The organism is Ignavibacteriales bacterium (assembly GCA_026390815.1).
Lineage (GTDB): Bacteria > Bacteroidota > Ignavibacteria > Ignavibacteriales > SURF-24 > JAPLFH01.
The window spans coordinates 25,179-50,019 of record JAPLFH010000053.1 but is presented as its reverse complement, the minus strand read 5'-3'; the positions used below and the strand labels follow the sequence as shown (position 1 = coordinate 50,019).

19 protein-coding genes are annotated in these 24,841 nt (G+C 34.9%); 12 read left to right on the top strand and 7 right to left on the bottom strand.

The features are described 5' to 3' along the window. Positions 1-250 precede the first annotated feature (250 nt). The 10 genes from mce (at position 251) to NTX22_15985 (ending at position 10,150) form a co-directional block, all read left to right on the top strand. Positions 251-655 (top strand): methylmalonyl-CoA epimerase, encoded by a 405-nt coding sequence (gene mce / locus NTX22_16030; protein ID MCX6152035.1) that lies wholly within the window; start codon positions 251-253, stop codon positions 653-655. A 196-nt stretch (positions 656-851) separates the two neighbouring features. Then, positions 852-2,411 carry an acyl-CoA carboxylase subunit beta gene (locus NTX22_16025; protein ID MCX6152034.1) on the top strand — a complete coding sequence of 520 codons (1,560 nt, stop codon included), beginning with the start codon at positions 852-854 and terminating at the stop codon, positions 2,409-2,411. 14 nt (positions 2,412-2,425) lie between these two features. Then, positions 2,426-2,683 (top strand): hypothetical protein, encoded by a 258-nt coding sequence (locus NTX22_16020; GenBank protein MCX6152033.1) that lies wholly within the window; start codon positions 2,426-2,428, stop codon positions 2,681-2,683. A gap of 15 nt (positions 2,684-2,698) precedes the next feature. Further along, complete coding sequence (locus NTX22_16015; GenBank protein MCX6152032.1) at positions 2,699-3,142, top strand: biotin/lipoyl-binding protein; 444 nt, start codon at positions 2,699-2,701, stop codon at positions 3,140-3,142. A 249-nt stretch (positions 3,143-3,391) separates the two neighbouring features. Next, the gene (locus tag NTX22_16010; protein ID MCX6152031.1) at positions 3,392-4,615 is read left to right on the top strand and encodes a sodium ion-translocating decarboxylase subunit beta; all 1,224 of its coding nucleotides are present in this window, start codon (positions 3,392-3,394) and stop codon (positions 4,613-4,615) included. Positions 4,616-4,631: 16 nt separating this feature from the next. Then, positions 4,632-5,597, top strand: coding sequence for a TerC/Alx family metal homeostasis membrane protein (locus NTX22_16005; protein ID MCX6152030.1), 966 nt, complete (start codon positions 4,632-4,634; stop codon positions 5,595-5,597). A gap of 112 nt (positions 5,598-5,709) precedes the next feature. Then, positions 5,710-6,639, top strand: coding sequence for a TerC/Alx family metal homeostasis membrane protein (locus NTX22_16000; protein MCX6152029.1), 930 nt, complete (start codon positions 5,710-5,712; stop codon positions 6,637-6,639). A gap of 48 nt (positions 6,640-6,687) precedes the next feature. Then, complete coding sequence (locus NTX22_15995; GenBank protein MCX6152028.1) at positions 6,688-7,056, top strand: GIY-YIG nuclease family protein; 369 nt, start codon at positions 6,688-6,690, stop codon at positions 7,054-7,056. Positions 7,057-7,213: 157 nt separating this feature from the next. Next, positions 7,214-8,695 carry a glycoside hydrolase family 30 protein gene (locus NTX22_15990; GenBank protein MCX6152027.1) on the top strand — a complete coding sequence of 494 codons (1,482 nt, stop codon included), beginning with the start codon at positions 7,214-7,216 and terminating at the stop codon, positions 8,693-8,695. Between the two features lie 132 nt (positions 8,696-8,827). Next, the gene (locus NTX22_15985) at positions 8,828-10,150 is read left to right on the top strand and encodes a dicarboxylate/amino acid:cation symporter (protein ID MCX6152026.1); all 1,323 of its coding nucleotides are present in this window, start codon (positions 8,828-8,830) and stop codon (positions 10,148-10,150) included. A 137-nt stretch (positions 10,151-10,287) separates the two neighbouring features. Here the strand turns inward: NTX22_15985 and NTX22_15980 are convergent, their stop codons facing one another. The 6 genes from NTX22_15980 to NTX22_15955 all read right to left on the bottom strand — a co-directional run bounded on the left by NTX22_15980 (position 10,288) and on the right by NTX22_15955 (position 19,899). Then, the gene (locus tag NTX22_15980; protein ID MCX6152025.1) at positions 10,288-10,815 is read right to left on the bottom strand and encodes a hypothetical protein; all 528 of its coding nucleotides are present in this window, start codon (positions 10,813-10,815) and stop codon (positions 10,288-10,290) included. Between the two features lie 20 nt (positions 10,816-10,835). After that, positions 10,836-11,099, bottom strand: a complete 264-nt coding sequence (locus tag NTX22_15975; GenBank protein ID MCX6152024.1) for a hypothetical protein — start codon at positions 11,097-11,099, stop codon at positions 10,836-10,838. A 73-nt stretch (positions 11,100-11,172) separates the two neighbouring features. Continuing rightward, the gene (locus tag NTX22_15970) at positions 11,173-11,844 is read right to left on the bottom strand and encodes a phosphoribosylanthranilate isomerase (GenBank protein ID MCX6152023.1); all 672 of its coding nucleotides are present in this window, start codon (positions 11,842-11,844) and stop codon (positions 11,173-11,175) included. 123 nt (positions 11,845-11,967) lie between these two features. Further along, positions 11,968-12,999 carry a PorV/PorQ family protein gene (locus NTX22_15965; GenBank protein MCX6152022.1) on the bottom strand — a complete coding sequence of 344 codons (1,032 nt, stop codon included), beginning with the start codon at positions 12,997-12,999 and terminating at the stop codon, positions 11,968-11,970. Between the two features lie 32 nt (positions 13,000-13,031). Beyond that, positions 13,032-16,844: a T9SS type A sorting domain-containing protein gene (locus NTX22_15960; GenBank protein ID MCX6152021.1), complete on the bottom strand. Its 3,813-nt coding sequence runs from the start codon at positions 16,842-16,844 to the stop codon at positions 13,032-13,034. A gap of 43 nt (positions 16,845-16,887) precedes the next feature. Next, positions 16,888-19,899: a TonB-dependent receptor gene (locus NTX22_15955; protein ID MCX6152020.1), complete on the bottom strand. Its 3,012-nt coding sequence runs from the start codon at positions 19,897-19,899 to the stop codon at positions 16,888-16,890. Between the two features lie 718 nt (positions 19,900-20,617). On the opposite strand from NTX22_15955, the gene NTX22_15950 reads away from it, so the two are divergent. Together NTX22_15950 and NTX22_15945 are read left to right on the top strand one after the other, a co-directional pair. Beyond that, a complete protein-coding gene (locus NTX22_15950) occupies positions 20,618-21,169 on the top strand; it encodes an inorganic diphosphatase (protein MCX6152019.1) in 552 nt (183 codons plus the stop codon). A gap of 83 nt (positions 21,170-21,252) precedes the next feature. Then, complete coding sequence (locus tag NTX22_15945) at positions 21,253-21,927, top strand: cobalamin-dependent protein (protein ID MCX6152018.1); 675 nt, start codon at positions 21,253-21,255, stop codon at positions 21,925-21,927. Here NTX22_15945 and NTX22_15940 read toward each other — a convergent pair. Next, a complete protein-coding gene (locus tag NTX22_15940; GenBank protein ID MCX6152017.1) occupies positions 21,924-24,782 on the bottom strand; it encodes an FAD-binding and (Fe-S)-binding domain-containing protein in 2,859 nt (952 codons plus the stop codon). The two genes, NTX22_15945 and NTX22_15940, sit on opposite strands and share 4 nt — an antisense overlap. Between the last annotated feature and the right edge of the window lie 59 nt (positions 24,783-24,841).

Below are 24,841 nucleotides of genomic sequence, written 5' to 3'. Positions count from 1 at the left end.
TGAAAAGTATCAGCGTGAGAGGTTAAAGAAAATTTTTAGAGAGCATGAGCTAACTCCAGTCGGGCTACGCCCTCCTTCCGTTAGCTCATGCTCTAATAGAAGTTAGAAGCTAAAAGTGTAAATTAATTTTAGGACTTGACATAGAACTAAGAACGTAGAACTAAGAGTGAAGAACGAGGAATGAAGAATATTCTACTTTTTTAATTCTTCACTCTACGTTCTTCACTCTAAACTAAAAAATGGAGTTGGAATGAATCCTACACATATTGAACATATTGGAATTGCAGTTAAGAATTTGGATGAATCAATTAAGTATTATGAAAATATACTTGGATTGAAATGCTATGCTGTTGAGGAAGTGATTGATCAAAAAGTAAAGACTGCTTTTTTTATGGTTGGACAAACTAAAATTGAATTATTACAATCTACTTCTGAAGATGGATCAGTTGCCAAGTTTATTGAAAAAAAAGGTGAAGGAATTCATCACATAGCTTTTGCTGTTAATGATTTGGCGAATGTGTTAAAAGAAGTTGAAGCAAAAGGAATACAACTTATTGATAAAACTCCACGCAAAGGTGCAGAAGGACTAAACATTGCTTTCCTTCATCCAAAATCAACAGGCGGCGTTTTAACTGAGTTGTGTGAACATAAATAAAAATATGATATACTAAATTTCAAATACTGATAGACAACTAAATTCAAATGACTAAAAATTAATCTGTTTTATTGGAAATTAGATATTAGTATTTGTTTGGGATTTAGTCCCGCACTGCGGGATTGGAATTTGGAATTTCATATTAGTTTTACTTATAAACGAATTATTAATGAAATAAACTTTATCAGGAGAAGCGATGGCTATTGAAGACAAAATTCAAGAATTGATGGAGATGCGCGATAAAGCACGTTTAGGCGGTGGCGAAAAAAGAATTGCATCGCAGCATAAGAAAGGAAAATTTACTGCCCGCGAAAGAATTGATATGCTTTTGGATGAAGGAAGTTTTGAAGAATTCGATATGTTTGTTTCGCACCGATGTATTGACTTTGGATTGAAGGGACAGGATTTTTTATCGGATGGAGTAGTTACTGGATATGGAACAATTGATGGGAAATTAGTTTATGTTTTTTCTCAGGACTTTACAGTTTTTGGCGGCTCGCTTTCTGAGATGTATGCTATGAAAATTTGTAAAGTTTTAGACAAAGCTATGAAGGTTGGTGCACCTGTAATTGGAATAAACGACTCTGGCGGTGCACGTATTCAGGAAGGTGTAAAAAGTTTAGGCGGCTATGCCGAAATTTTCCAACGCAACATTATGGCTTCTGGAGTTGTTCCGCAAATCTCTGCTATCTTTGGTCCTTGTGCCGGTGGTGCCGTTTATTCCCCAGCATTAACTGATTTTACAATAATGGTGAAAGATACAAGCTATATGTTTGTAACTGGTCCCAAAGTTGTAAAAACAGTAACTGGTGAAACAGTAACTGATGAACAACTTGGCGGTGCTATGGTTCACGGTTCAAAATCAGGAGTAGCACATTTTGTTGCTGATGATGAGCAGGAAGGAATATTATTGATTCGGAAACTAATGAGCTATTTGCCGCAAAATAATCTGGAAGATCCGCCAGTCATTCCTTGTGACGATCCGATTGAAAGATTAGAAGATACTTTAAACCATATTATCCCTGAGGATTCTTCCAAACCTTATGATATGAAAGATGTTATTCATCTTATTACAGATTACAATGAATTTGTTGAAATACAAAGACATTATGCACCAAATATAATCATTGGCTTTGCCCGCTTTAATGGGCAACCAGTTGGAATTGTGGCAAATCAACCAAGCTACTTAGCTGGTGTACTTGATATAAATGCCTCGCGAAAAGCAGCACGGTTTGTTCGCTTCTGCGATGCATTCAATATTCCAATTGTAACATTAGTGGATGTACCTGGCTTTTTACCTGGCACTGCTCAAGAATATGGTGGAATAATTATTCACGGAGCAAAATTACTTTATGCTTATGGCGAAGCAACAGTTCCCAAAATAACTGTAATACTTCGTAAAGCATATGGTGGTGCTTATGATGTAATGGGCTCAAAACATTTACGCGGAGATATCAATTACGCATGGCCAACAGCCGAAATAGCAGTTATGGGTCCACGCGGGGCAATAGAAATTCTTCACAACAAAGAACTTTCTGAAATTACAGATGAAAAAGAAAGAGTTGAATTCCTGGCGAAGAAAGAAGATGAATACAGGAATAAATTTGCCTCTCCTTATGTTGCCGCTAAGTATGGTTTCATCGATGATGTTATCGAGCCAATAAATACGCGCTTCAGAATTATTAGAGCTTTACAATCTTTAGCAACAAAGAAAGATTCGATGCCTCCGAAGAAACATGATAATCTTCCGTTATAAAAGAGGGAATAGAAATGAAATTTTTTAAGAAGAAGGAAAGCAAGCGGATTGAATTCGGAAGTTCCTTTAAGGAAATGGAAGAAGTACAAAGAGAAGCCAGCAGTTTAGGAAAAGAAGGTGAAGTTTACGCAGCGATTGGTTTAGCAATTCATCTTTATTTAAAAGATGTACATGATTACGAATCGATGATGTTAACAATGCAAAGAGTTATTCGTCCATATTCTCCATGGAGTTCTAAGATTTACAGCTTAAGACAAAATCCAAGAAGATAATCAAAGAGAAATAAAATGAAGAAATTTAAATTTAAGATTAATCAGAACCAGTACGATGTTGATATTGTAAATATTGAAGACAATGTTGCTGAAGTAGTTGTGAACGGAACAAAGTACAGCGTTGAAGTAGATAAAAAAATTCAGCAGACAAAAACACCTACGCTAATACGCTCTAAAGCTGAACCATCTACAGATATTTCAAAATCAATTAAACGCACTGCCGAACCCTCAGCTCCTAAAGGTGTTGGATTTATAAGATCTCCATTACCAGGCACAATATTGAATATTAATGTTAAAGTTGGGGATGTTGTTAAAATTGGTGATCATTTGCTAACATTAGAAGCAATGAAGATGGAGAATAATATTAAATCCGATAAAGAAGGAATTGTTTCTGCAATAAAAGTAAATCCCCGTGATCCGGTACTGGAAGGTGATATACTTATTGAGATTGGTAATTGATCAGAACACTAAAATCAAATTAAGTGTGAATGATTTATAATTTTATGTATCCATGTTCATTCAAAGAATATTTTTATTAATGGAAGACTAATTTGTTCAAAATAATCCTACAAACTTTGCTTATGTATGGAATCGCAATAGTGATTTCGTTCTTCGTTGCATTTTTAATAAAAGTAATTTTTTGGTTTATACGGTTATCCAAAGACGACGAACAATTGTGATGTGATGAAATTAATGTAAAGGACACTGATGAATCCGAACGACATATTAAATCTGTTTCAAGGAATAGCAACACTTGTTAATTCAGAACCAATAATTTTAATTGCTCGAATTGGACTAATGCTTTTAGGCATGCTGTTGGTATACCTTGGAAAAAAAGGAGTACTTGAACCGCTGCTTATGATTCCTATGGGATTGGGTATGGCTGCAATAAATGGCGGAATTCTTTTTATGCCTAATGGCTCCCAGGGAAATCTTTTTGTTGATCCTTTAATTACAGATCCTAAACTACTTCTTGATGCTTTGCAAATCAACTTCCTCCAGCCAATTTATACATTTACATTCAGTAATGGTTTAATCGCTTGCTTTGTTTTTATGGGTATTGGTGTTTTGCTTGATGTAGGTTTTTTACTTGCCCGCCCGTTTTTAAGTATGTTTCTGGCAATCTGTGCAGAGCTTGGTACGTTTGCAACAGTTCCAATAGCTTATGCACTTGGTTTGAATTTAAGAGACTCTGCATCAATTGCAATGGTTGGTGGAGCAGATGGACCAATGGTACTCTTCACTTCCTTAGTTCTGTCTAAAGAATTGTTTGTTCCAATTACCGTAGTGGCATATCTCTATTTAGGATTAACGTATGGAGGTTATCCTTATTTAATTAAATTATTGGTTCCTAAAAAACTTAGAGCGATTAAAATGGAACCACCTAAGAAGAGAGTGAGACCGATTACTTCTTCGGAGAAGATGACTTTTGCTGTTGTTACTTGTACAGTTTTGTGTTTAATGTTTCCAGTTGCGGCACCACTGTTTTTATCTTTATTTGTTGGTGTCGCTATTCGCGAATCTGGACTTCAGCATTTAATTGATTTTATCGGTGGCCCATTACTATATGGTTCAACATTCTTTCTAGGATTGCTGCTTGGTGTATTGTGTGAGGCTCATTTAATTTTAAATCCAAAAATATTAATTCTGCTTGTACTTGGAATTGTTTCTCTCTTGCTTTCAGGTATTGGTGGAATCATTGGTGGATATATAATGTATTTTATAACAAAAGGAAAATTTAATCCTGTTATTGGAATTGCTGGTGTAAGCTGTGTACCAACAACTGCTAAAGTTGCACAAAAATCAGTTCACGAGGTAAACCCAGATTCTTTAATTCTGGCAGAAGCAATTGGTGCAAACATTAGTGGAGTAATTACTACTGCAATAATTGCTGGAATATATATTACGCTAATTCCAATATTTCTAAAATAAACTTTTGTTAAAAATCATGAACACACACTTTTTCTTCTGGATCGCATTCATTTCCATTTTTATTATTGTCTTTTCTATAGACATGTTTGTTACCAATCATCGTGATGGTAGGATAAAAATTAAAACTGCATTAATGTGGACCGGCATTTGGATTTCTGTAGCTCTCTTTTATGGTGTTAGTATTTATTTCTTTTTTCCGGAAGGAAAGTTAAAAGCATTTGAATTTATTGCCGGTTATTTAACAGAGTATTCTCTATCGATTGATAATCTTTTTGTTTTCATTATGATATTTTCAGTTATGGGTATAACTGAAAATAATCAACCCAAAATGTTAAAAATTGGAATTTTACTATCAATCTTTCTTCGCATAGTCTTTATACTTTTTGGAGTTGAGCTGATTCATCGCTTCCATTTCTTTATTTATATCTTTGGAGTTGTGTTAATCTATACCGCTTATAAAATGGCTTTTATGGATGATAATGAAATTGAGCCTGAAAAGAATATGTTTTATCGTGCTACTTCAAAATATTTTAAAATCGAAACCAAGCAGGATGGTTTTCGCTTCTTCCTAAAAAAGGGTGGGAATATTTATGCAACAACTCTGTTTCTTATTTTTATTTTGATTGGAACAACAGACATTGTATTTGCTATGGATTCTATTCCGGCAATTTTAGGTATTACGCAAGATTCCTTTATTGTTATTACCTCAAATGTTTTTGCTGTACTCGGTTTAATTTCTCTTTTTTTCGCGCTTGAAGGGATAATGCATATGTTCAGATTTCTTAAAAGCGGTGTAGCTTTTATACTTCTATTTGTTGGGATAAAAATGTTGATTTCCAAATGGTATCAGATTCCAATTATTACTTCGCTGGGATTTATTATTCTAACACTATTAATTTCAGTTCTTGTTTCTATTATTATTAAAGAATCAAAGCCAGAACCAATAAGAGTTAAGAATGAAGAATCAAGATTTAATAGTTAACCCATCTTACTAAATTTATCTTACTTAAGTTCTTACTTCTTTCCATTTTTAAAATTGCTTTTTCGCTAATGTTGCTTTATTTTCAAAGCAACAAATCAATTGTAATTTAAAGATGATGGAAATTCATTTTGCGTTTTGGCTAATCTTCATTTTGATATTTATATCTGTTTTTACCATAGATATGATTGTTACAGATCATCGGAAAGGAAAGATAAGAGTTAAAATTGCTCTCATCTGGTCCCTCATTTGGATTGTAACTGCTCTGGTTTTTGCCTGCGCTATTTACTTCTATTTCCCTAACGGTGGTGAGAAAGCCTTTGAATTTGTTGCTGGCTACCTGGTAGAGTATTCTCTTTCAGTTGATAATCTTTTCGTTTTTATAATGATTTTTTCTGTTATGGGAATCCAGGATAAAAACCAACCAAGAATTTTAAAATGGGGAATATTGGGTGCTGTAGTTTTAAGGATACTTTTCATTATTGCTGGTGTAAGCTTAATTGAAAAATTTGAGTTTATGATTTATGTATTTGGCGCAATTCTTATTTATACTGCTTATAAAATGCTAACGGCAAAAGATGAAAAGATTGAACCTGAAAAAAATATTTTTGTAAAACTTGCATCCAGATTTTTAAAAATCAAGATGAATTATAATTCGGATCATTTTTTTGTAAAAGAGAATAAAAAAACATATGGAACCATAGCTTTTATTACATTGATTCTTATTGAATCCACCGATGTTATATTTGCGGTAGATTCCATTCCCGCGGTACTTGCAATCACCAGGGATTCCTTTATTGCTATCACTTCAAATCTTTTTGCCATCCTGGGATTACGCTCCTTGTTCTTTGCACTTACTGGTATTCTAAATTTATTCAGATTCCTGAAATATGGTATTTCAGTTATTTTATTTTTGGTGGGAATAAAGATGCTCATTTCCGGATATGTTCATATTTCGGTTGAGATATCACTTGGGGTAATTATTTTATGTTTGGTTGTAAGTGTTCTGGCTTCAGTTTTTATAAAGAAATCGGAAGCAGAATAAATAGTTAAACTCAGCAAATTGAAATCCTTACATACAGGAAAAAGCAAAATGGAAAGCCGTTCAGAAATAAAAAGAAATTATAAATTAACTCACCCGCCTATGGGAGTTTATCAGATTAAAAATTTACTTGATGACAGTATTTACATTGGCAGCAGTCAAAATCTAAATGGTATCTTCAACAGACATAAATTTGAGTTGAAGTTTGGATCGCATAAAATAAAAGTCCTTCAGGAATCCTGGAATAAGTATGGTGAAAGTGGTGTTGTATTTGAAATTTTAGACCAGCTTGAACCCAAGGAAGATGCAACTTATAATTACACTAAAGATATTTCAACACTCGAGGAGTTGTGGTTAGAAAAGCTTGCTAATAATGGGAATAAATATTTTCCATTGTTTGGTACAGCCGTTAAGGAATAGTTAATTAAGAACTGTTCCGATTCATTTTAAAGAGAAAACAGAAGCATCTTTAAACAATTGGTGTCATTAATTTCAAATAATTGATATAATATTTTATTCATAATTATTTATCTTTAGAAAGTATTTTAAAATAGAATTTTTTTTCAGGAGAAAATTAATGCAGTTAATCATTAAAAAAATGCTGCCCGGTGTGTTCATAACTGTTATACTAATTGCTTGTCTATCTGGAATTAGTACTTCAGCAGAAAATCCGGCAATCAGCGGTAAAGCTTCACCTAAAAATCATTATAAGAAAGTAAATGTTTATTTAACCGCCCAAAACACAAACAACAGAATTGCCCTAAAAGAATCTTTAAGTTTTGAAACTCTTGTACAACCAGATGAACGAAGACCGACTATTGTACTTGATAAAGATAAAACTTTTCAAACTTTGGTTGGGATTGGTGGCGCATTGACAGATGCATCCGCTGAAACATTTTATAAATTGCCAGTAGATAAACAGCAGGAAATTTTAACGGCATTTTTCGATAAAGAAAAAGGAATTGGTTTTTCACTTTGCCGTACTTCAATTCACAGCAGCGACTTTTCAAGTTCCAGTTATACTTATGCTGAAGTGCCTGGTGACAAAAATTTGGAACACTTTACAATTGAACATGATCTTAAATTTAAAATTCCTTTTATAAAAGCAGCTTTTAATAAAGCTGGCAATGAAATGAAATTATTTGCTTCTCCATGGAGCCCTCCTGGCTGGATGAAAACAAACAACGATATGCTGAAAGGAGGTAAATTACTTTCCGAATACAATCAAACCTGGGCAAACTATTTTATACGCTTTGTAAAAGAATATGAAAAGTTAGGAATACCGATGTGGGGATTAACAGTTCAGAATGAACCAATGGCTGTTCAAACATGGGAATCTTGTATTTTTACTGCTGAAGAAGAAAGAGATTTTGTTAAAAATTATTTGGGACCAACATTAAAAAGTGCCGGATTATCAAATCTTAAACTCATGATTTGGGATCATAACCGTGGCTTAATGTACCAGCGTGCAAAAGTTTTATACGATGATCCAGAGGCTTCAAAATATGTTTGGGGAACAGGATTTCATTGGTATGTTGGAGATCATTTTAACAATGTAAAATTATTACACGATGCTTATCCGGAAAAAGAATTGGTTTTTACAGAAGGCACTGAAGCTACTTTCTATCCTGACAGCCTTAATCAATGGAAATGGGGAGAAGTTTTTGGAAGATCGATGATTAATGATTTAAACAACTGGGCTGCGGGTTGGACTGCCTGGAATGTTATTCTTGATGAGCAAGGTGGACCAAATCACGTTGGGAATTTTTGTATGGCTCCAATTATCTGTAATACCAAAACTGGTGAACTTACATACATGAATTCATTTTATTATCTCGGACATTTTTCAAAATTCATACGCCCCGGTGCAAAGAGAATAATATGCTCTTCCAATTCCGATGATCTTTTAGCAACTGCCTTTATTAATCCTGATGGTAAAATAGCTGTAGTAGTTATGAACCAAACAGAAAATAATATTAATTTTGATACCTGGCTCGATAACAGCATAGTTAAAACCGATTGCACGGCGCACTCTATTATGACTCTGGTATTAGAATAGATTAAAATAGTTTCAAGGCTTCCGAATCGATCGGGAGCCTTGTTTGTTTAATTTGAACTTACTTTTCAGATTCTCCTTTCCCGCCAAAAAATATTTTCCTAACTTTGCAAAAGCAAAAGTTGAATTACTTTTATGAAGAAAAAACTTCCATTACACACCAGGATTTTTATCGGTTTGGCAGTTGGGCTTATTGCCGGATTGCTTTGCAATATATTTCTAAATGGTAATCCGCAGGTTCAGTGGATTGTAAGTAACATTGCTTACCCAGCAGGGCAGATTTTCCTGCGAATGATTTTTATGATTATTGTCCCACTCATCTTTACCGCAATTGTTCTTGGTGTTGCAGACTTCAGTGATATCCGGAAGATTGGAAGAGTTGGATTTAAATCGTTGGCATTTACTATTGTTATTACCGCTGTTTCAGTTTTGATTGGAATTATTCTTGTAAACCTTGTTCAACCCGGTGTTGGCATTTCCGCCGCAAACCGGCAGGCATTGATGCAAACTCTTTCTAACAACCAGGCTGTTTCAAATATTGTTAGTACTGCAAAGGAATCAAAAAATTTAATTCAAATCCTTGTAGAAATAATTCCTCGTAATCCATTTGTAGATATTGTTAGCGCGTTCGATCCAAACTACCGTGGTGGCGGATTGCTTTCAATCATGTTCTTCGCGTTAATTTTTGGAATAGCGATGGCAGTTAGTAAGTCGGAAAGAACTGAAGGATTAACTAAAGTGCTTCAGGGATTGTACGATGTAGTTATGAAGATAATTGATTTTGCAATGAGGTTAGCTCCATTTGGCGTTGCAGCATTAATTTTTTCTACTGCTTCGCAACTTGGATTTCAAATTATTTCAACACTTGCCCAATATATTTTTGTTGTGATGTTTGCATTGACACTTCATTTTGTAATTACTTATGGAGCAATAATAAAGTTTGCTGCCAGAAAAAGTCCGAAAGAATTTTTTAGAAATATTACTGAAGTTATTATTACAGCATTTTCTACAAGTTCTTCTAATGCAACTCTTCCAACATCAATAAGAGTTGCCACAGAAAAATTAAAATTGAATAAGGACATCTCCAACTTCGTTTTAACTGTTGGTTCAACTGCAAATCAAAATGGTACCGCTTTGTATGAAGGAATAACCGTTTTGTTCTTAGCTCAATTTTATGGCATTGATTTAAATATTGGTCAACAGCTTTTAGTTGTAGCACTTTCAATTCTTGCGGGAGTTGGTACAGCAGGTGTTCCCGGCGGCTCTTTACCGATGGTTGTTATGGTTTTACAAACAGTTGGCATTCCGGCTGAAGGAATAGGAATTATTCTTGGAGTGGACAGAGTTCTTGATATGAGTAGAACTGTTGTTAATGTTACCGGTGATATTGTGCTTGCAGCCTGGGTAGATAAATCGGAAGGAAATCCTGCTGCCCATATTGAACAACAGCCAACTTAAATAATTGGATCACATTTATGATAACATAGCCGGTTCTTCAAAAAGAATAAATATTATATTCCAGAGAAAAAAAATGAAGAAATAACTTTAGCAACTTTATCTTCACGTTCCTGGTAAAATATTACTTCATCACATTCTCATTTTTTAATTAAATATTTCTTTTCAATTATGTATGGTTTAAACCTCTCGAATAAAAAGTGGTGCCAGACCTTTTCTACTATCGCTGAAGTTCCTTCTTCAACTTCTCCGGAAGCATGAACTTCCAATTTAAGTTTTGTTGAATCCTTTCCCACCGGTTCAAAAAAGTAAGTTGTAACTAATTGAACTGCTTTGCCAGAAAGTCCAAGCGGACCATCAAACCTTAACATCTTACCACGATCGGCAACAATAACAGTGGCATGTAGAACCCCATCACCAGACTCGTTATATATTTCATAAAAGCCACCACCAGGTTTAGCGTCGATATAAAGTTTATATGGCTTTTCTGAAAATGAATGATCCCACCATCCGCTTATGTCGCCAGTAATTGCATCATAAATTATTTCTGGTGTACCGGGTAGAGTTAATTCCTGCTCGAATGAAAAGACATCATATTTTTCTTGAGCAATACAAAATGAAAAAATAATAATTGCTAAAATTATGGGCAATAAAATTTTTAGTTTCATAACTATCCTAAATAAATTATTTATAAATCTGTAACATCCGGTTCTTTAAGGAACCATTGTATTTTAGTACAAGATGTGCAGATAAGAATAGTTGCAGATCTATTAGCCCAATCCAGATCTAAAAAAGTTAAACCTGCTGTATTTAATAAGGCAGAACCTTTTTCAAACTTTTCACCACCACAATGTTGGCAAGTTATTTTCTTTCCTTGAATCATAAAAGAATGTGGACCCTTAATCTTGCCGATTGCATCAAATATCCTTTTACCTTTACCAAAGATTCCCATTTTTATTCCTCCTAAAAATATATATTGAGTTCAATTTGAAACTGTTTTATTTGAATGAACAAACACAAAATTTTTATGATAAGGAAAAAGCAATTTTAGCTTCCTCAACAAATCTTTTTACAAGATCGTAACTCTTTCTTCCGTCCTTTGTTTCCACACCGGTATGAACATCAACCCCGGCAGGATTGGTTTCAAGAATTGCTTGTCTAACATTGTTCGGATTAAGTCCACCCGCAAGAATAACCGGTTTAGGAGATAGCTCAACAAGTTTTCTACTGATTTTCCAATTGTGTGTTTTACCCGTTGCACCCTCAGCTCCGGTTGATGGATCAAAAGTATCGGTTATAAAAGCATCTGTCCATGGTAAAAGTGTTTCAATAGTTTTTACCAGCTCTGAATAATTATTTTTACGAACAACCAAACTTTTAATAATTTCTATTTCAGGTTTAATAGCTTTAACTTTTTCTAATTCCTCTTTTTTAATCTTTCCATGAAGCTGCACAACCCCTACATTTAACTTATTGCAGAACTCAATAATTTCTTCCGCTTTATTCAGGTAGGTTATCAATACACTTTTGTGCGGGTATTTAATGGATTTGATTATTTCTACAGCCTCCTCTTCGGTGGTATCTTCTTTATTTACAGTTAGTCTTAACGGAAAACCGAGATAGTGTACACCAATTTCCATTACCATTTGGGCTTCTGCCATGTCTACTATTCCCGCTACCTGGATCAACCCTTTCATTATAATTCCTGCATTATAGCCAAATATAAAGATGAAAGATATTTCTTCAAATAATTATTAGTTGCTGATAATAAAAAACCCCGGCATTTCTGACGGGGTTTGAATAAAAGGAATTGTTGAATTTTAGAATCCAACTCCAATTGAGAAAATATGATTTGCATCGAAATACTTTACATCTCTGTACGCATAATCTACTTTTAAATCAATACCTTCAAACTCGTAATTTACTCCTAAACCGGCAGTAAGACCATAAATATAATTGTCCTTTAATGCCTGTGGTGCTAATGAATAACCACCTCGTATAAAAAATGTACTTTTATATCCATATTCTAAACCTAACCGGTATTCATCATCGGAGAAGTTATTATTTTGAAATGATACTGAAGCCAGTAAATTATTTACTTCATCAATTTGAGGTCTGTAACCAAAACCGAGTTGGAATACAGTTGGTAACTCAAATCCAGCAGTAGTTATTTTGTAGTACTGTGGTGGTCTACCAAAATCTGTAACATCAGCCTGAACATACAAAGCAGAGCCATCATATTTCATCTGAGGACCCAGATTTTTTAGAACAATGCCAAAGCTTAATCCTGATAGATCAGCTAAATTATCATACATAACACCTATATCAAATGCAAGACCACTCGCACTTGCATTGCCAAGTGATTCTGTAACAAAATTTGCAGTAAGACCAACAGAAATCTTGTCAGACAATAATCTGGAAAAAGATAAACCGGCTGTTATATATTGAGGTGAAAACATTGTTCCGTTTCCATCAGGATCACGAGTAGTAGTTACTGGAATATCTCCAACTGAAAGTGACTTAACACTAAGGGCAACCGTACCAAAGCCAGTAACATTAGAGGCAACAGCACCATATTCAAGACCGATATCAGCAATATAATTCATATGAGAAAATATTACTTCGGTAGAATTTCGCATTTTCGAAATTCCAGCAGGATTCCAAAAAAGTGCTTCAATTCCCTTGGAAGTAGCCACACCCTGTTCACCCATTGAAATACCTCGAACTCCGACAGGGATTAGCAACTGCGAAGCGCCGCCGGTACCAGTTCGGTTACCTGCACCCGCATATGCTGTATTCAATCCCAGTATGAGAACAAGGAATAATACCATAAAAATATTCATTGTTTTCATTATAAACTCCTTAAATTAAACTTTGTTAGTTATTAAAACCTATCTAAGATTTGTTGCTCTTGAATGATAGCAACCTTTAGGATTTTAGTTTTACCAAGTTCGGGCATATCGATATATGCGATATATAATCCGCTTGCTACTGGTAAACCGTTGTCATTTGCCAAATCCCATCTTTGATAGGTTGAGTTATTATCCTTATTAATTATTTTTACTAAAATACCTGCAAGATTAAATAATCTGATTGTTGCTTTATCCGGTAAATGAGTAAAGGTTACAAAGCGATTATATTTATTTAACTCTTCGGAGTTTACTCCATAATATGGGTTAGGGAATACATTTATTTTGTTTATATCAGTTTTTGCTTTTGTAACAGAATAATTTGGAGCCAGAGAAGTAAATGCATAAAAATCTAATCCTGGTTGGATTGGATTTGCGAAATACATACCAATTACATCTCCCTTTGTAAATCTTGATTTGTACCAGACATTAGTCCAGGTAGCATTAGGGCTTTGATCGGGTACTACTTCCATTTTATAAGGAGTATTTATAATCTCACAATACATCCTGGCATCAGTATTCCAAACCTTAAAGCCATTTGCCGCTGGATTAGCTTGTCCACGATCATAAATTTGGTAATTTACCTGAATGTTTTTATCCAAATTCCAAACCTCAAATGGAACACGGACCAAAAATCTGGCGTCTGTGCCTGGATTAGGATTAAGAGGATGATTAGCTATGCTATACTGCCTGGCACCATACATTGTGGCATATGATCCACCAGATTTTGTAATTTGAATAGTCTGCCCATTAATAACTGTATCACCCAATTCACCTGTCCATCTAAATTCATAGTCCTGCTGCAAATCATTAATGGTTAAAGTTCCATATCCAACAGCTTCGTTTGCAGTGCCGGTAGCATTACCAAAGGCTCTATAGTCAGTTAAATCCCAAGGATCTCCAGTACCATCTCCCAGCGGAAGAGGTCTGCCATTTAAAGTTAAATGATCATAAACAGTTGGGGCAAGAAAACTACCTATTACCTGGAATTGTAAACCATCTAGAATAATATTAGCTTCAACTCCAACATTTTTTACAGAACTTTTTGTAGAACCACCAGGACCTAGTTCGCCCGCATAAATATCTAAACCAGAAAATATGGTCTGGTCTTCTAAAACCACTTTATCTGTTGTTATATCCTTTACATTCCATTGGTTCTGCGTTACAAAATGATTTCCTATCTTGGTAACCGTTGCTGTTCCTGTTGCATTTATCGGGTTGCCTCCAGATCCATAACCATCATCGTGAATGATGTAGTTAACGCTTAATGGTAAAGTAAATGAATTAACATTTATTCTTAATACTTCTCCTCCATGAAACAAACCATTTTGGGTAGTATCACCTTGTACTAAACCATATTTAATTACATTGCCTTCAACAATAGGAGTAACATCTCCTCCGCCAGCAGTTATTGTAGCTGCACTATTAATAACCATGCCTTGCGGTAAAGTAAGTGTTATTCCGTCGGCATATGCTTCTGTTGGAGAAACAAGATTTAAAGTAAAATTTAAATCTATTGTTCCGGGTCTGGTTGCATATATAGCTCTTAAATCTAATGTAGAAGGAGAAACATCTTTCCCCAACTTCTTACCAATTGAATCAGGAAAGTTGGTGGTTTTCCAAATTCCATCTGAATCCAGGTAATAACTTTGCTGATCAAAAAATACTTGATATTCATGACCAGTTAATTTTGTCGGATCCACAACTAATACGTTAACTCTGGCATCAGCAGTGCCAGTATGCTTGATATTTGCTGCTGAAGTGTTACCGTAATCTTGTACAATTTCTCCTGGAGCAACACTAGTTGGAATGATTGTATAAATTGTTAGAGGGTTTTCCAAATTTGTAATAGTTGCATTTGGATTAAAGGCATAAGAAGTAACTGCAAAATAATATTTGATTCCATTAATTAGCGGAATACCGCTTTTCAAAGCATCAGTTGTTATTTCTATGTAGCGCTTTAATCCAGTGTCATTACCAAATTGCTGTACTTTTACTGCAACTGCGCCAGTAGAAATATCAAAGAATTGACCTTCTATTTTTAAAATATTATCTATAGCATCGTAAGTTGCAATTCTAACACCTTCACTTATTGAGGCAGAAATGTTTGGTAATTGATAAACATTATATCCTTCAAATTTATATCCCTTAGCCTCAAAATCCTCAGTTGCTTTTACTGCATTTGTATTTTCTCCCCAATCAAGAATAATTTTTTTATCAAGTGCATAATTTACCTTTGCAACCGGATCATAACTGCCTGGTATATTAACTTCAGGTGTGGGAGGAGCTGTAGGTAAATCAAAATTATTATCAAAAGCATCTTGTGCAGTTTTATCATAAAATTTTAGAAGACCAACTGCAGAAATGCGATCCACACCTGGGATTGCACCTGCTAATAATTCTGCAACAACAACTTCTTGTGTATCACCAGGCGCCATAGTGAATGGACCAGATGCTTGCCCCTGTCTCCGGTCGCCAGCAGATAATATTTGTCCATCAAGCCAACCCTGGCCTGTTAATGGATCTCCGGGCATTACGTAAGTAGTAGGTCTACCAGTATTTGGGTCTACAAAAAATTGTCCTGTTTTGCCAATGCGCCCCTGGAAGAAATTATACATTTCAGTTGCACCAGCAACAGCACTTCGAGTTGGGTCTGTTACGTTTGCATCACCTCTTGCAAAATAAAAGAAGGAAGTCATAGGTATATTTATCCATCCTGGACCAATACGTTTGCCGCTACGGAGACCATAGTCTAAAGCATCATCAATACCATTTTTATTTTTATCTTGCCCGGCTATACCTTTTATAAGAGGACCCTGGAAAAAGTCGAATCCTATTGAAGGTGGTGGAAGAGGATTATAAGTAGCATCAACTGCATTAGCATTATAGCAGAAGCCTAAACTTAAAGTTGTATCACATCCTACATAATCATCTGTGGCATTTCCAAGGTCAACATCAGATATAAGAGTAACATACACGCTATCATAAGTTACATTGCTTTTGTTAATAAGAATATATTTCCTAAAAAACATATTTCCTAATGCACCAGCCCGGTTATAAGCCCAGTAAGTCATCTGCAATTCCATTCCCATCGGTTGTGTTCCATAAAGGTCACGGGTATTTCCGGAATTCAGATCGTTAGCTACGCACCAAATTGTTTGATCTGAACCAGGGAAACCAGGTATATCTGTTGCCGGTTCATAAGTACCGTTTCCATTTTTATCTTCAAACGGTGCTCCACCAGTGGCTGGCCATTGATCCCAGTCTAATTCATATTGTGCTCTGATTTGAGCAGCAGAACCTTCATTACTATTAATTTCAGATGATAAATCCACTGTGGGTCCACCTGGATAAACGTCTCTCCGCACCCTATATATTCTATATAAAGGATCTTCGTTTGTAGTTGAGTGTAATTGATCATAAGGTAAACCGCTATCCGTTATTTTTCCACCCTGAAGTCCGGTAGAATAAAAAGTACCACCGACTCTTACTTGAGGATCACCGGGGGCTCTTCCACCCCATAGTAAACCAGTCTGGAAGCATGCAGTTTTTCCACTTCCCTTTGGAAAAATTAATCCAGAATTCTGTTCGTCTCTATCAATATCTGTAATTCCATCATTTTTAATAACAGTAAATACATTATTAATATTTAAAAATGTTCTGATTGGGGAGGCTTCAACCTGTACTTTGGTTAATTTTTTCCAATCTTTTTTATCCCCTTCTGCATTAATGCTAAGAGTAAATCCAAGCACCAAGAGAAGCAGGAAACTAATTGTTTTAGTATTCATATTTATTTAATCTCCTTGTATTTATTTTTTAGATTAAGAACCATTAATACTCAAGCCTGATACCTAATCTAATCTGTCTAGGTGGTCCAAAAATATTAGGTGCTGTGGTATATGCCGCGCCTGTTGTTGCAGCAGACCATTGTTCATAATAACCCAGTTCTACAGCGCGGTACAAATTCGCATATTCAGGATTTGCCAAACCTCTTTCCAATCCTATTCCTGGGGTTGTTAAGTATCCATCATCCTCGGCTGAGCCGGTTCTCATAAATACATTTTGAATATTTCTGGTATCTAATAGGTTTATTACGTAAACGTAGATATTCAATTTTACTTTATCAAAAAAGCTTACCGACTTATCAATACGTAAATCAACCTGGTAATTCCATGGAGTAGTAGAAGAGCCTAAAGGTTCAATAGGTTGCCTATCACGCGCATCAGCTTCAAGGCTTGCACCACCAGTACCGGTTGTATATGGGTGTCCACTATTGAATGTTAACAGTGCGTTTATTCCGAATTCTTGTAAAATCGAAGGACCATCATCTTTTCCAAAACGATAGTCAATGTTCAATGTGCCTCTTACTCCATTATTGAATTCAAGAGGAGAAATATATTGAGGTTTAAATCGGGTAACGCCATCAAGTGGAGCACCGACTATACCTCTATTGGAATTTGGAAAAGATCCAGTTCCTTGTGCATCCTGAAAAGAAATTGACCCATTAACCTGAAATCTTTGCTGTCTGCGCATATTAAAGGAAATTTCCAACCCTTTTGTTGTTGCAAAATCTCCATTTATTAAAACAGCATAAGCACCATATCTTGAATTGGTAGTATATGCTTGATCATAAACAACCTGGTCAGCAATGTCCTTATAATAACCCGTAATATCGAAGGAAGCTATTTCTCCTATTTGCTGGGTAAAACCAATCTCATACTGTGTTGTTCTTGTTGGTCTAACTGAAAAACCAATAGGGGCTGGGATGAAGAATCCACCGCTTAAGTTATTTGATGTTGTATAATAACCCTGATACATATCCCTTAATCTTGACTGCTGAACAAATTTTCCATATTGAGCATGGAATACTGTATTATCAGTAACAGGGAATGAAAAACCTAAACGGGGACTTATTGCATTAAATGTTGGTACATCTACCAAACCGATAGGATTTCCATTTGCATCTCCAAGCAGTTCTTTGGTATCTTTATTAAAAGTTTCTTCAGGTCTTGCTGGATTTTTCAGCGCCTTATTATCCACATTAATATAATCAAACCGGAAACCTACATTGATTATAAGGTCATTATATTCAATTTTATCCTGAATATATGCAGCACCAAATACTGGTTTATGAGGGGCATTTGCTCCGGTAATTGTATTATCTTCACCATTATATTCATTACCATACAAATCATATCCGTAATTATTTACACCTCTTCCAATATAAATTAATCTCTTTGTGTCTGTAGGACCCATGTTTGCAAGCAATCCGGATAACGTAAAGATACCTTCATTACCAAATTGATAATTTCTAATTGTATAAAGCTGCAATTCACCACCAATTTTTATTGTATGCGTCTTTTTAAGAACAGAAGAAAATGCAGCGCTTACATTAAAATTACCGTTTCTATTTTTAGTATAGTCAGCAACAACATCACCAGGTGAATTGATTGACCAATCATAAATAGTGTACTGTGGTTGACGTGTGTACCGAGTGGTATTTACATTGCGTCTTGTCCAAATAAATCCAACCTGGGCATTGGCAACACTATCGCCATAGCTTTCAATATTATCTTTTAAATATGGATCGTAAATATGGGTTGAACTAAATGAGTAACCCGCGCTCAGCTCATAAAATGTTTCTGGAGATAATATGTGTGTAGCTTTTAAACTAAATGCACCGTCTTTTCTATCAATAGGTTCAATTCTATCCGCGTTTAGCATATTAGCAACATTCCCGGCAACGCGCGCTGCACTCCAGGTATTATATGTTGTTTGAGCTGAATAAGTGCCAACAAGGCGGAAAATTAGTGGATTAAAATCTAAAGTTAGTGTTCCAGTTCCAGTAATTTTATTTAGTGAATTCTTATAAAGAGAACCGGCTGGATAACTAAAGTTTACAGAATCTTGAGTTGTGGGGTCTACAATCCATCCGAGATTCATTCCCGGAAATCGCTGTGGATTAGCATCATTCTGGTATTGATAATTTACCAAACCGAAAAGTTTAAACCTGTTGTCTATAACGGGTCCACTCAAAGTTCCGGTAAATTCAGTATAACCATACCAGTAAGAACCAAGACGTTTTTCACCATCGAAACGTTTGTCCTTTCCTTTAAAAGTAACATTATCAGTTGTATACTCTATACTTGCTTTGTAATTAGATGTGCCGGATTTGAATTGTGAGTAAATAATACCAGCATTCGCACCACCGAACTCAGCAGTATAACCGCCAGCCTGTACCTGAACTTCTTCAACTGCATCCTGGATAATACTTACTTTCCTACCTCCAACAACCGGATTGGTTATATTTGCTCCTTCCAGGTAAAAACCAACCTCATCCTGCCTGCCACCTCGTACAAAGATTGTATTATCCTGCAAGTTAACGCCTGGTGTTAATGCCAGGATATTATTAAGACCTCTTACAGGTAATGCTTGAATATCTTCAGTAGTTGTAATACGATTTGCATTTGTACTACTCCTATTAACGAGTGGTCTTAATGCTGTTACAGTAACTGTTTGAACTGTCACACCTTCAGGAGGAAGTTGAAAATCAGCTTCTGAAGTTAATTCGTCATTTACTCTGATATTGCTCAAAGTAATTGATTGATAACCAATGAATGATGCCTGTAGATTGTATGTGCCTGCAGATAGATTAAGAATCTGAAAATTTCCATCAATATCTGAAGCTGCACCAAATGAGGTACCTACTACAATTACGTTTGCACCAACAAGTGCTTCACCTGATTGTGAATCAGTTATCTTTCCCTTAATTTTTCCCGAACCAAATACAGCCTGGGACATAGTGAGGGAAAGAAGAAGAAGAAAAAGTAACCTTCTAATCATTTCTTTTCTCCTATTAAATGAAAAAAAATATTTGTAAAACGTATACAAGAATTATTAGTTCTGTTCATATTTATATTGTAAAAAAAATTGAATTTGACGAGGATAGTTTTGATAAACGCTCCAGCTATTTGCATTTCTTTTTCTAACATTATTAAAGATTATGAAAAAGTTAAGCTGTTTTTCCAAGTTACAATTACTTCTCAAACCAATAATTAAGTAAAGTAACTCTTTGTTTAAAAAATTCTAACCTCCTTTTCTATTTGTAGTTATTAATCATTTCTCCTTCGTTTGTGAGAAACTTCCGGATTAAATAAAACTTTCACCATAATCACTCCTTATTTTCTAATTAAATGAATTCAGGATACATGATTAACATATCGTAAACTGAAAAGCTACCACCCAAATGGATGGTTCTTTTGTTCTAACAAACTCATCTTTTAAACAATACCCTCCAATTTGATGGGTTGATAATTTTAAAATATTTAATCAATTCAATACTGGTAATAACTCAATTTATTTTTATATAGAATCTTCACTTCTAATAGATTGCTTTTTAAGTAAGTTCTATTCTTATTCTATGAAAATTTCAAAATAATTCTAACAAAAATTATTGATTGTGGAGTTCCCGATAAATTTCCTAACTGAAATTTCGGTTCTTGCATTCTATTGGAGTATTGAATAAATTAAACCAAAATATTTAATCAACCAACGAGGAATTATGGTAAGTAATCCATGGCACGGTGTAACTACTGGAAAATTTGTTCCAGAATTTGTAAATGCAATAATAGAAATCCCCAAAGGATCTAAAGCAAAATACGAGCTTGATAAAGAAAGCGGTTTATTAAAACTTGACAGAGTTTTATTTTCTTCGGTTCATTATCCGGCAAATTATGGCTTCATTCCAAAAACCTATTGTGATGATAAAGATCCTCTGGATATTTTAGTGATTTGCTCAATAGATGTTGATCCGTTGTGCATCATCGAAGCAAAAGTTTTGGGGGTTATGCACATGGTAGATGACAATGAGAAAGATGATAAAATTGTTGCGGTTGCTAAAAATGATATGTCTGTAAATTATGCAAACGACTTATCTGAACTACCCCCTCATTTTATTGTTGAGCTTAAAAGGTTTTTTGAAGATTATAAAAAACTGGAACACAAAAATGTTGTAGTAGAAAGATTCCTTGGTAAAGAAGATGCATACAAAATTATAAATGAAAGCCGGAAGCTGTACAACGAACTTTATGGAAAAATTTATGGTGAAGATTGATTCCAAATGTATTTTCAGAAGTCGGGAATTAAATCTCTTCCAATTCTGTTTTTATATTTAACTACAGAATCAAATTTAAAAAAATGATCAATGAAGTTCTCTATTTGGAATATATGTCATCTTTGATTGAAGGGGATAAAGCAAAATGTGCTGCCATAGTTGTCCATTTACTTGAACATAAAGTTGATCCCATAAATTTATATAAAGGTCTTTTCCAAAGATCTTTATACCAGATAGGTAAACTTTGGGAAAGTGACAAAATCTGTGTTGCAACAGAACACGTTGCAACATCAATTACTGAATGCATGATTGATTTAACTTATGCAGCTTTGCATTCAAAAGAAAAAAGAAATAAAAAAGTAATAGTTGCCTGCGTTCCCAAAGAGTTCCACCAGATTGGCGCCAAAATAGTGGCTGATTTATTTGAATGGAATGGATGGGAAACTTTTTTGGTTGGTGCAAATGCTCCGGTATCAGAACTGTTTAGATTAATAAGAACAAAGCAGCCGCACCTTCTGGCAATCTCACTAACTTTTTATATTAATGTTCTAAGGCTGCTTGATTTAATTGAGAAAGTAAAGAAAGAATTCCCCAGATTAAAAATAATTGTAGGTGGGCAAGCTCTTGCTAATGGAAAGGATGAGGTTCTTAATAAATTTAAAAATGTTTTCTACATTCCATCCCTTGCAGAGCTGGAATTATTTTTAAAAAACACCTATAAAACCCAAATAGTAAAATCGAAAGTAAAAGTGAATTAACTGATTACCTTCGGATCAGTACACTTATCCACCAAGTTAATTATTGATTCGTAATTAATCCCACTATGAAGTGATAGACCAATCTCGCAGGTTTTACTTGTAGAATAACCATGTTTGCAATCGTCAGAGATAGAACTTTTTAAATTCATTAATGCAGATTCATTTAGCTCTGGATAAGTGAAACCTCGATCCCCAGCCCAGCCGCAGCACCCAACATTGTAAGGATTGATTACTTTTTCTGCACAAGCCTCGGAAATTTTTATAAGTTGTTCCGTTAAGCCAAGTTTTGTATTACTGCAAGTAGAATGTATAACAATAGTTTCCGATAACTTTTTGAAAATTAATTTATCCATTAAAAAATTGGAGATGAACTCAACAGGTTCATAAATTTTAAATTGATCTGAAAATTTGTTGGGCTGATGATTTGATAAATATTCTTTTGTTCTGTATAAACAGGGACTCATATCAAAAAGAATAGGAAGTTTTCCATTATCAGAAATTTTCTGTAATTCTTCAATCAATTCTTTTGCCTTTGCATCTCCTTGCTTTTTAAATCCTTTGCTTGCAAAAGCCATTCCGCAGCAAAGGTTCGAAAGATTATTGGGATAGATAACTTCATATCCGGCTTTTCTTAATAATAAATAAGTTGTTGTTGTTAAAGATTTTTTTTCATCACTGTGTTTAGATAAACCCATACTTCTATTTATGCAACTTGGAAAGTAAACAACTTTCAGTTCTGTTTTTTGGTTAAGAGAAGTTGTCTTTATTCTATCTGCTCCGTGAGGCATATATTTATTCCACAAAGGAATTTTGCTTCCGGAAATTCTTCGTAGAAATTTCGAAATGAATTCCATTGCGGTGGTGCCAATTATTGTATGAACAATTCCAACAAGGTTTAGCATTCCTCTCATGCTTGCGGTTATACCTTTCATATTATTGGCAAGGATATCGGCAATAGTATTTGCAGTGCTGGATGTTTTTTCAACTCGTAATTCTTTTATCAGGTTGCCGGTATTAATTTCTACTGGACAGCTTGTAGCACACAAACCATCGGTAGCGCAGGTTTGATTTCCATAATAATCAAATTCATCAACTAAAGTTTCTAAGAGGATTGGATCTTCCCGCGTTGTCTGCAACCGGGATATTTCTCTCCAGGCAACTATTCGTTGTCTTGGTGAAAGAGTCAAATCCTTTGATGGGCAATTTATTTCGCAGAAGCCGCACTCAATACATTTATCAATAATTGAATTTGCAGATGGGAGCGGTTTAAGGTTTTTTATGTGAGCTGTACTATCGCTATTTAAAATAACACCAGGATTAAGAATTCCTTTCGGATCAAAAATACTTTTTATTTCCTTCATCAACTGGTAAGCCTCCGATCCCCATTCCAGTTCAACAAAAGGAGCCATATTTCTTCCGGTGCCATGTTCGGCTTTTAACGAACCATCGTATTTTTTAACAACAAGTTTTGTTACGTCATCAATAAAATTTTTATAACGGGTAATTTCAGAATCAACATTAAAATCCTGTTTGAAAACAAAGTGAATGTTTCCTTCCAGAGCATGCCCAAAAATTATTGCGTCATCATAATGATGTTTTTTGAAAAGCGATTGCAGATCGGCAACAGCTTCAGCAAGCTGTTCCACTGCAAAACAAACATCTTCAATTATAACTGTTGTTCCGGTTTTTCGCATTGCACCAACTGAAGGGAAAAGTCCTTTTCTAATATCCCACAATTTATTAAACTCATATTTATCTGTTGTAAAAGAAATTGGAAATACTTTTGGAATATCATTTAAAGAATTTATTATTTCATCAACCTGAACCTGAAGCAGCGCACTATTTACTGAACGGGTTTCGACTAAAAGAGAAGCAACACACTCATCCAATTCTTTTAAATAAACGGGCATCCCTTCTTTATTTTCAATAGAGTGAAGTGCAGCTCTATCCATTAGTTCAACAGCTTCAACTTTTTGTTTCTTTAAAATGGCAACTGCTTTACTTGTGCAAATCAAATCCGGAAAAATCATTAAGGAAGTTGCTTTATCTGCCAATTCTGGCAATGTGTTGTAAGTTATTTCCGAAATAAAACCAAGTGTTCCTTCGCTTCCAATCATTAGGTGCTGGATTATTTCAATTGGATCCGCAAAGTCCACAAACGCATTCAAACTAAAGCCGGTTGTATTTTTCATTTTGAATTTTCTGCTTATCCGGTCGGCAAGTTCTGGATTAGATTTTATTTGTTCGGATAGGGAAGTGATTCTACTTATAATTTCTCCGTGAGAATTTAGAAAATCCCTTTTGCTTTTTTCATCATTAGTATCAAGAGTGCTACCATCGTGAAAAATTATTTTCATTCCAGATAAAGTTTTGTAACTGTTCTGCGCTGTACCGCAGCACATACCGCTGGCATTGTTAGCGGCTATTCCTCCAATCATAGCAGAGTTTATAGAAGCCGGATCGGGACCGATCTTTTTATTATAAGCAGCTAAAAATAAATTTGCGTGCGCACCGATAATTCCTGGCTGAAGTGAAATTTGAGAAGCATCTTCATTTATTTTGAATTTATTCCAGCTTGTACCAAGCATAACAAGTACGGAATCCGAAATCGATTGGCCGGATAGACTTGTACCAGCTGCGCGGAAAGTAACAGGTAGTTTTAAGTCGGTGCATTTTTTTAAAACGTAAATTACTTCATCATCATTTTCAACCTGAACGACAAGTTTTGGGATTAATCGATAGAAACTTGCATCCGTTCCATAAGCTAAAGTGAGCAGTTCATTATGGATTAATCTTTTTTGTGGATTTTTTTTCTTTAGTTGGTTGAACAGATCAAGATAATTTCCGGTAAGCATTTACACCTCATTAAATTACAACTAAGAAGAGATAACATTTCTAAAAGCAATATCATCTC

Excerpts from the sequence above, each read along its gene's own strand:
- NTX22_16005 (MCX6152030.1), top strand. The coding sequence starts at position 4,632 with ATGAACACACACTTTTTCTTCTGGATCGCATTCATTTCCATTTTTATT.
- NTX22_15970 (MCX6152023.1), bottom strand. The coding sequence starts at position 11,844 with ATGAAAGGGTTGATCCAGGTAGCGGGAATAGTAGACATGGCAGAAGCC.
- NTX22_15965 (MCX6152022.1), bottom strand. The coding sequence starts at position 12,999 with ATGAAAACAATGAATATTTTTATGGTATTATTCCTTGTTCTCATACTG.
- NTX22_15960 (MCX6152021.1), bottom strand. The coding sequence starts at position 16,844 with ATGAATACTAAAACAATTAGTTTCCTGCTTCTCTTGGTGCTTGGATTT.
- NTX22_15985 (MCX6152026.1), top strand. The coding sequence starts at position 8,828 with ATGAAGAAAAAACTTCCATTACACACCAGGATTTTTATCGGTTTGGCA.
- mce (MCX6152035.1), top strand. The coding sequence starts at position 251 with ATGAATCCTACACATATTGAACATATTGGAATTGCAGTTAAGAATTTG.
- NTX22_15995 (MCX6152028.1), top strand. The coding sequence starts at position 6,688 with ATGGAAAGCCGTTCAGAAATAAAAAGAAATTATAAATTAACTCACCCG.
- NTX22_15980 (MCX6152025.1), bottom strand. The coding sequence starts at position 10,815 with ATGAAACTAAAAATTTTATTGCCCATAATTTTAGCAATTATTATTTTT.
- NTX22_15955 (MCX6152020.1), bottom strand. The coding sequence starts at position 19,899 with ATGATTAGAAGGTTACTTTTTCTTCTTCTTCTTTCCCTCACTATGTCC.
- NTX22_16025 (MCX6152034.1), top strand. The coding sequence starts at position 852 with ATGGCTATTGAAGACAAAATTCAAGAATTGATGGAGATGCGCGATAAA.
- NTX22_15945 (MCX6152018.1), top strand. The coding sequence starts at position 21,253 with ATGATCAATGAAGTTCTCTATTTGGAATATATGTCATCTTTGATTGAA.
- NTX22_16020 (MCX6152033.1), top strand. The coding sequence starts at position 2,426 with ATGAAATTTTTTAAGAAGAAGGAAAGCAAGCGGATTGAATTCGGAAGT.
- NTX22_16015 (MCX6152032.1), top strand. The coding sequence starts at position 2,699 with ATGAAGAAATTTAAATTTAAGATTAATCAGAACCAGTACGATGTTGAT.
- NTX22_15950 (MCX6152019.1), top strand. The coding sequence starts at position 20,618 with ATGGTAAGTAATCCATGGCACGGTGTAACTACTGGAAAATTTGTTCCA.
- NTX22_15975 (MCX6152024.1), bottom strand. The coding sequence starts at position 11,099 with ATGGGAATCTTTGGTAAAGGTAAAAGGATATTTGATGCAATCGGCAAG.
- NTX22_16010 (MCX6152031.1), top strand. The coding sequence starts at position 3,392 with ATGAATCCGAACGACATATTAAATCTGTTTCAAGGAATAGCAACACTT.
- NTX22_16000 (MCX6152029.1), top strand. The coding sequence starts at position 5,710 with ATGATGGAAATTCATTTTGCGTTTTGGCTAATCTTCATTTTGATATTT.
- NTX22_15940 (MCX6152017.1), bottom strand. The coding sequence starts at position 24,782 with ATGCTTACCGGAAATTATCTTGATCTGTTCAACCAACTAAAGAAAAAA.
- NTX22_15990 (MCX6152027.1), top strand. The coding sequence starts at position 7,214 with ATGCAGTTAATCATTAAAAAAATGCTGCCCGGTGTGTTCATAACTGTT.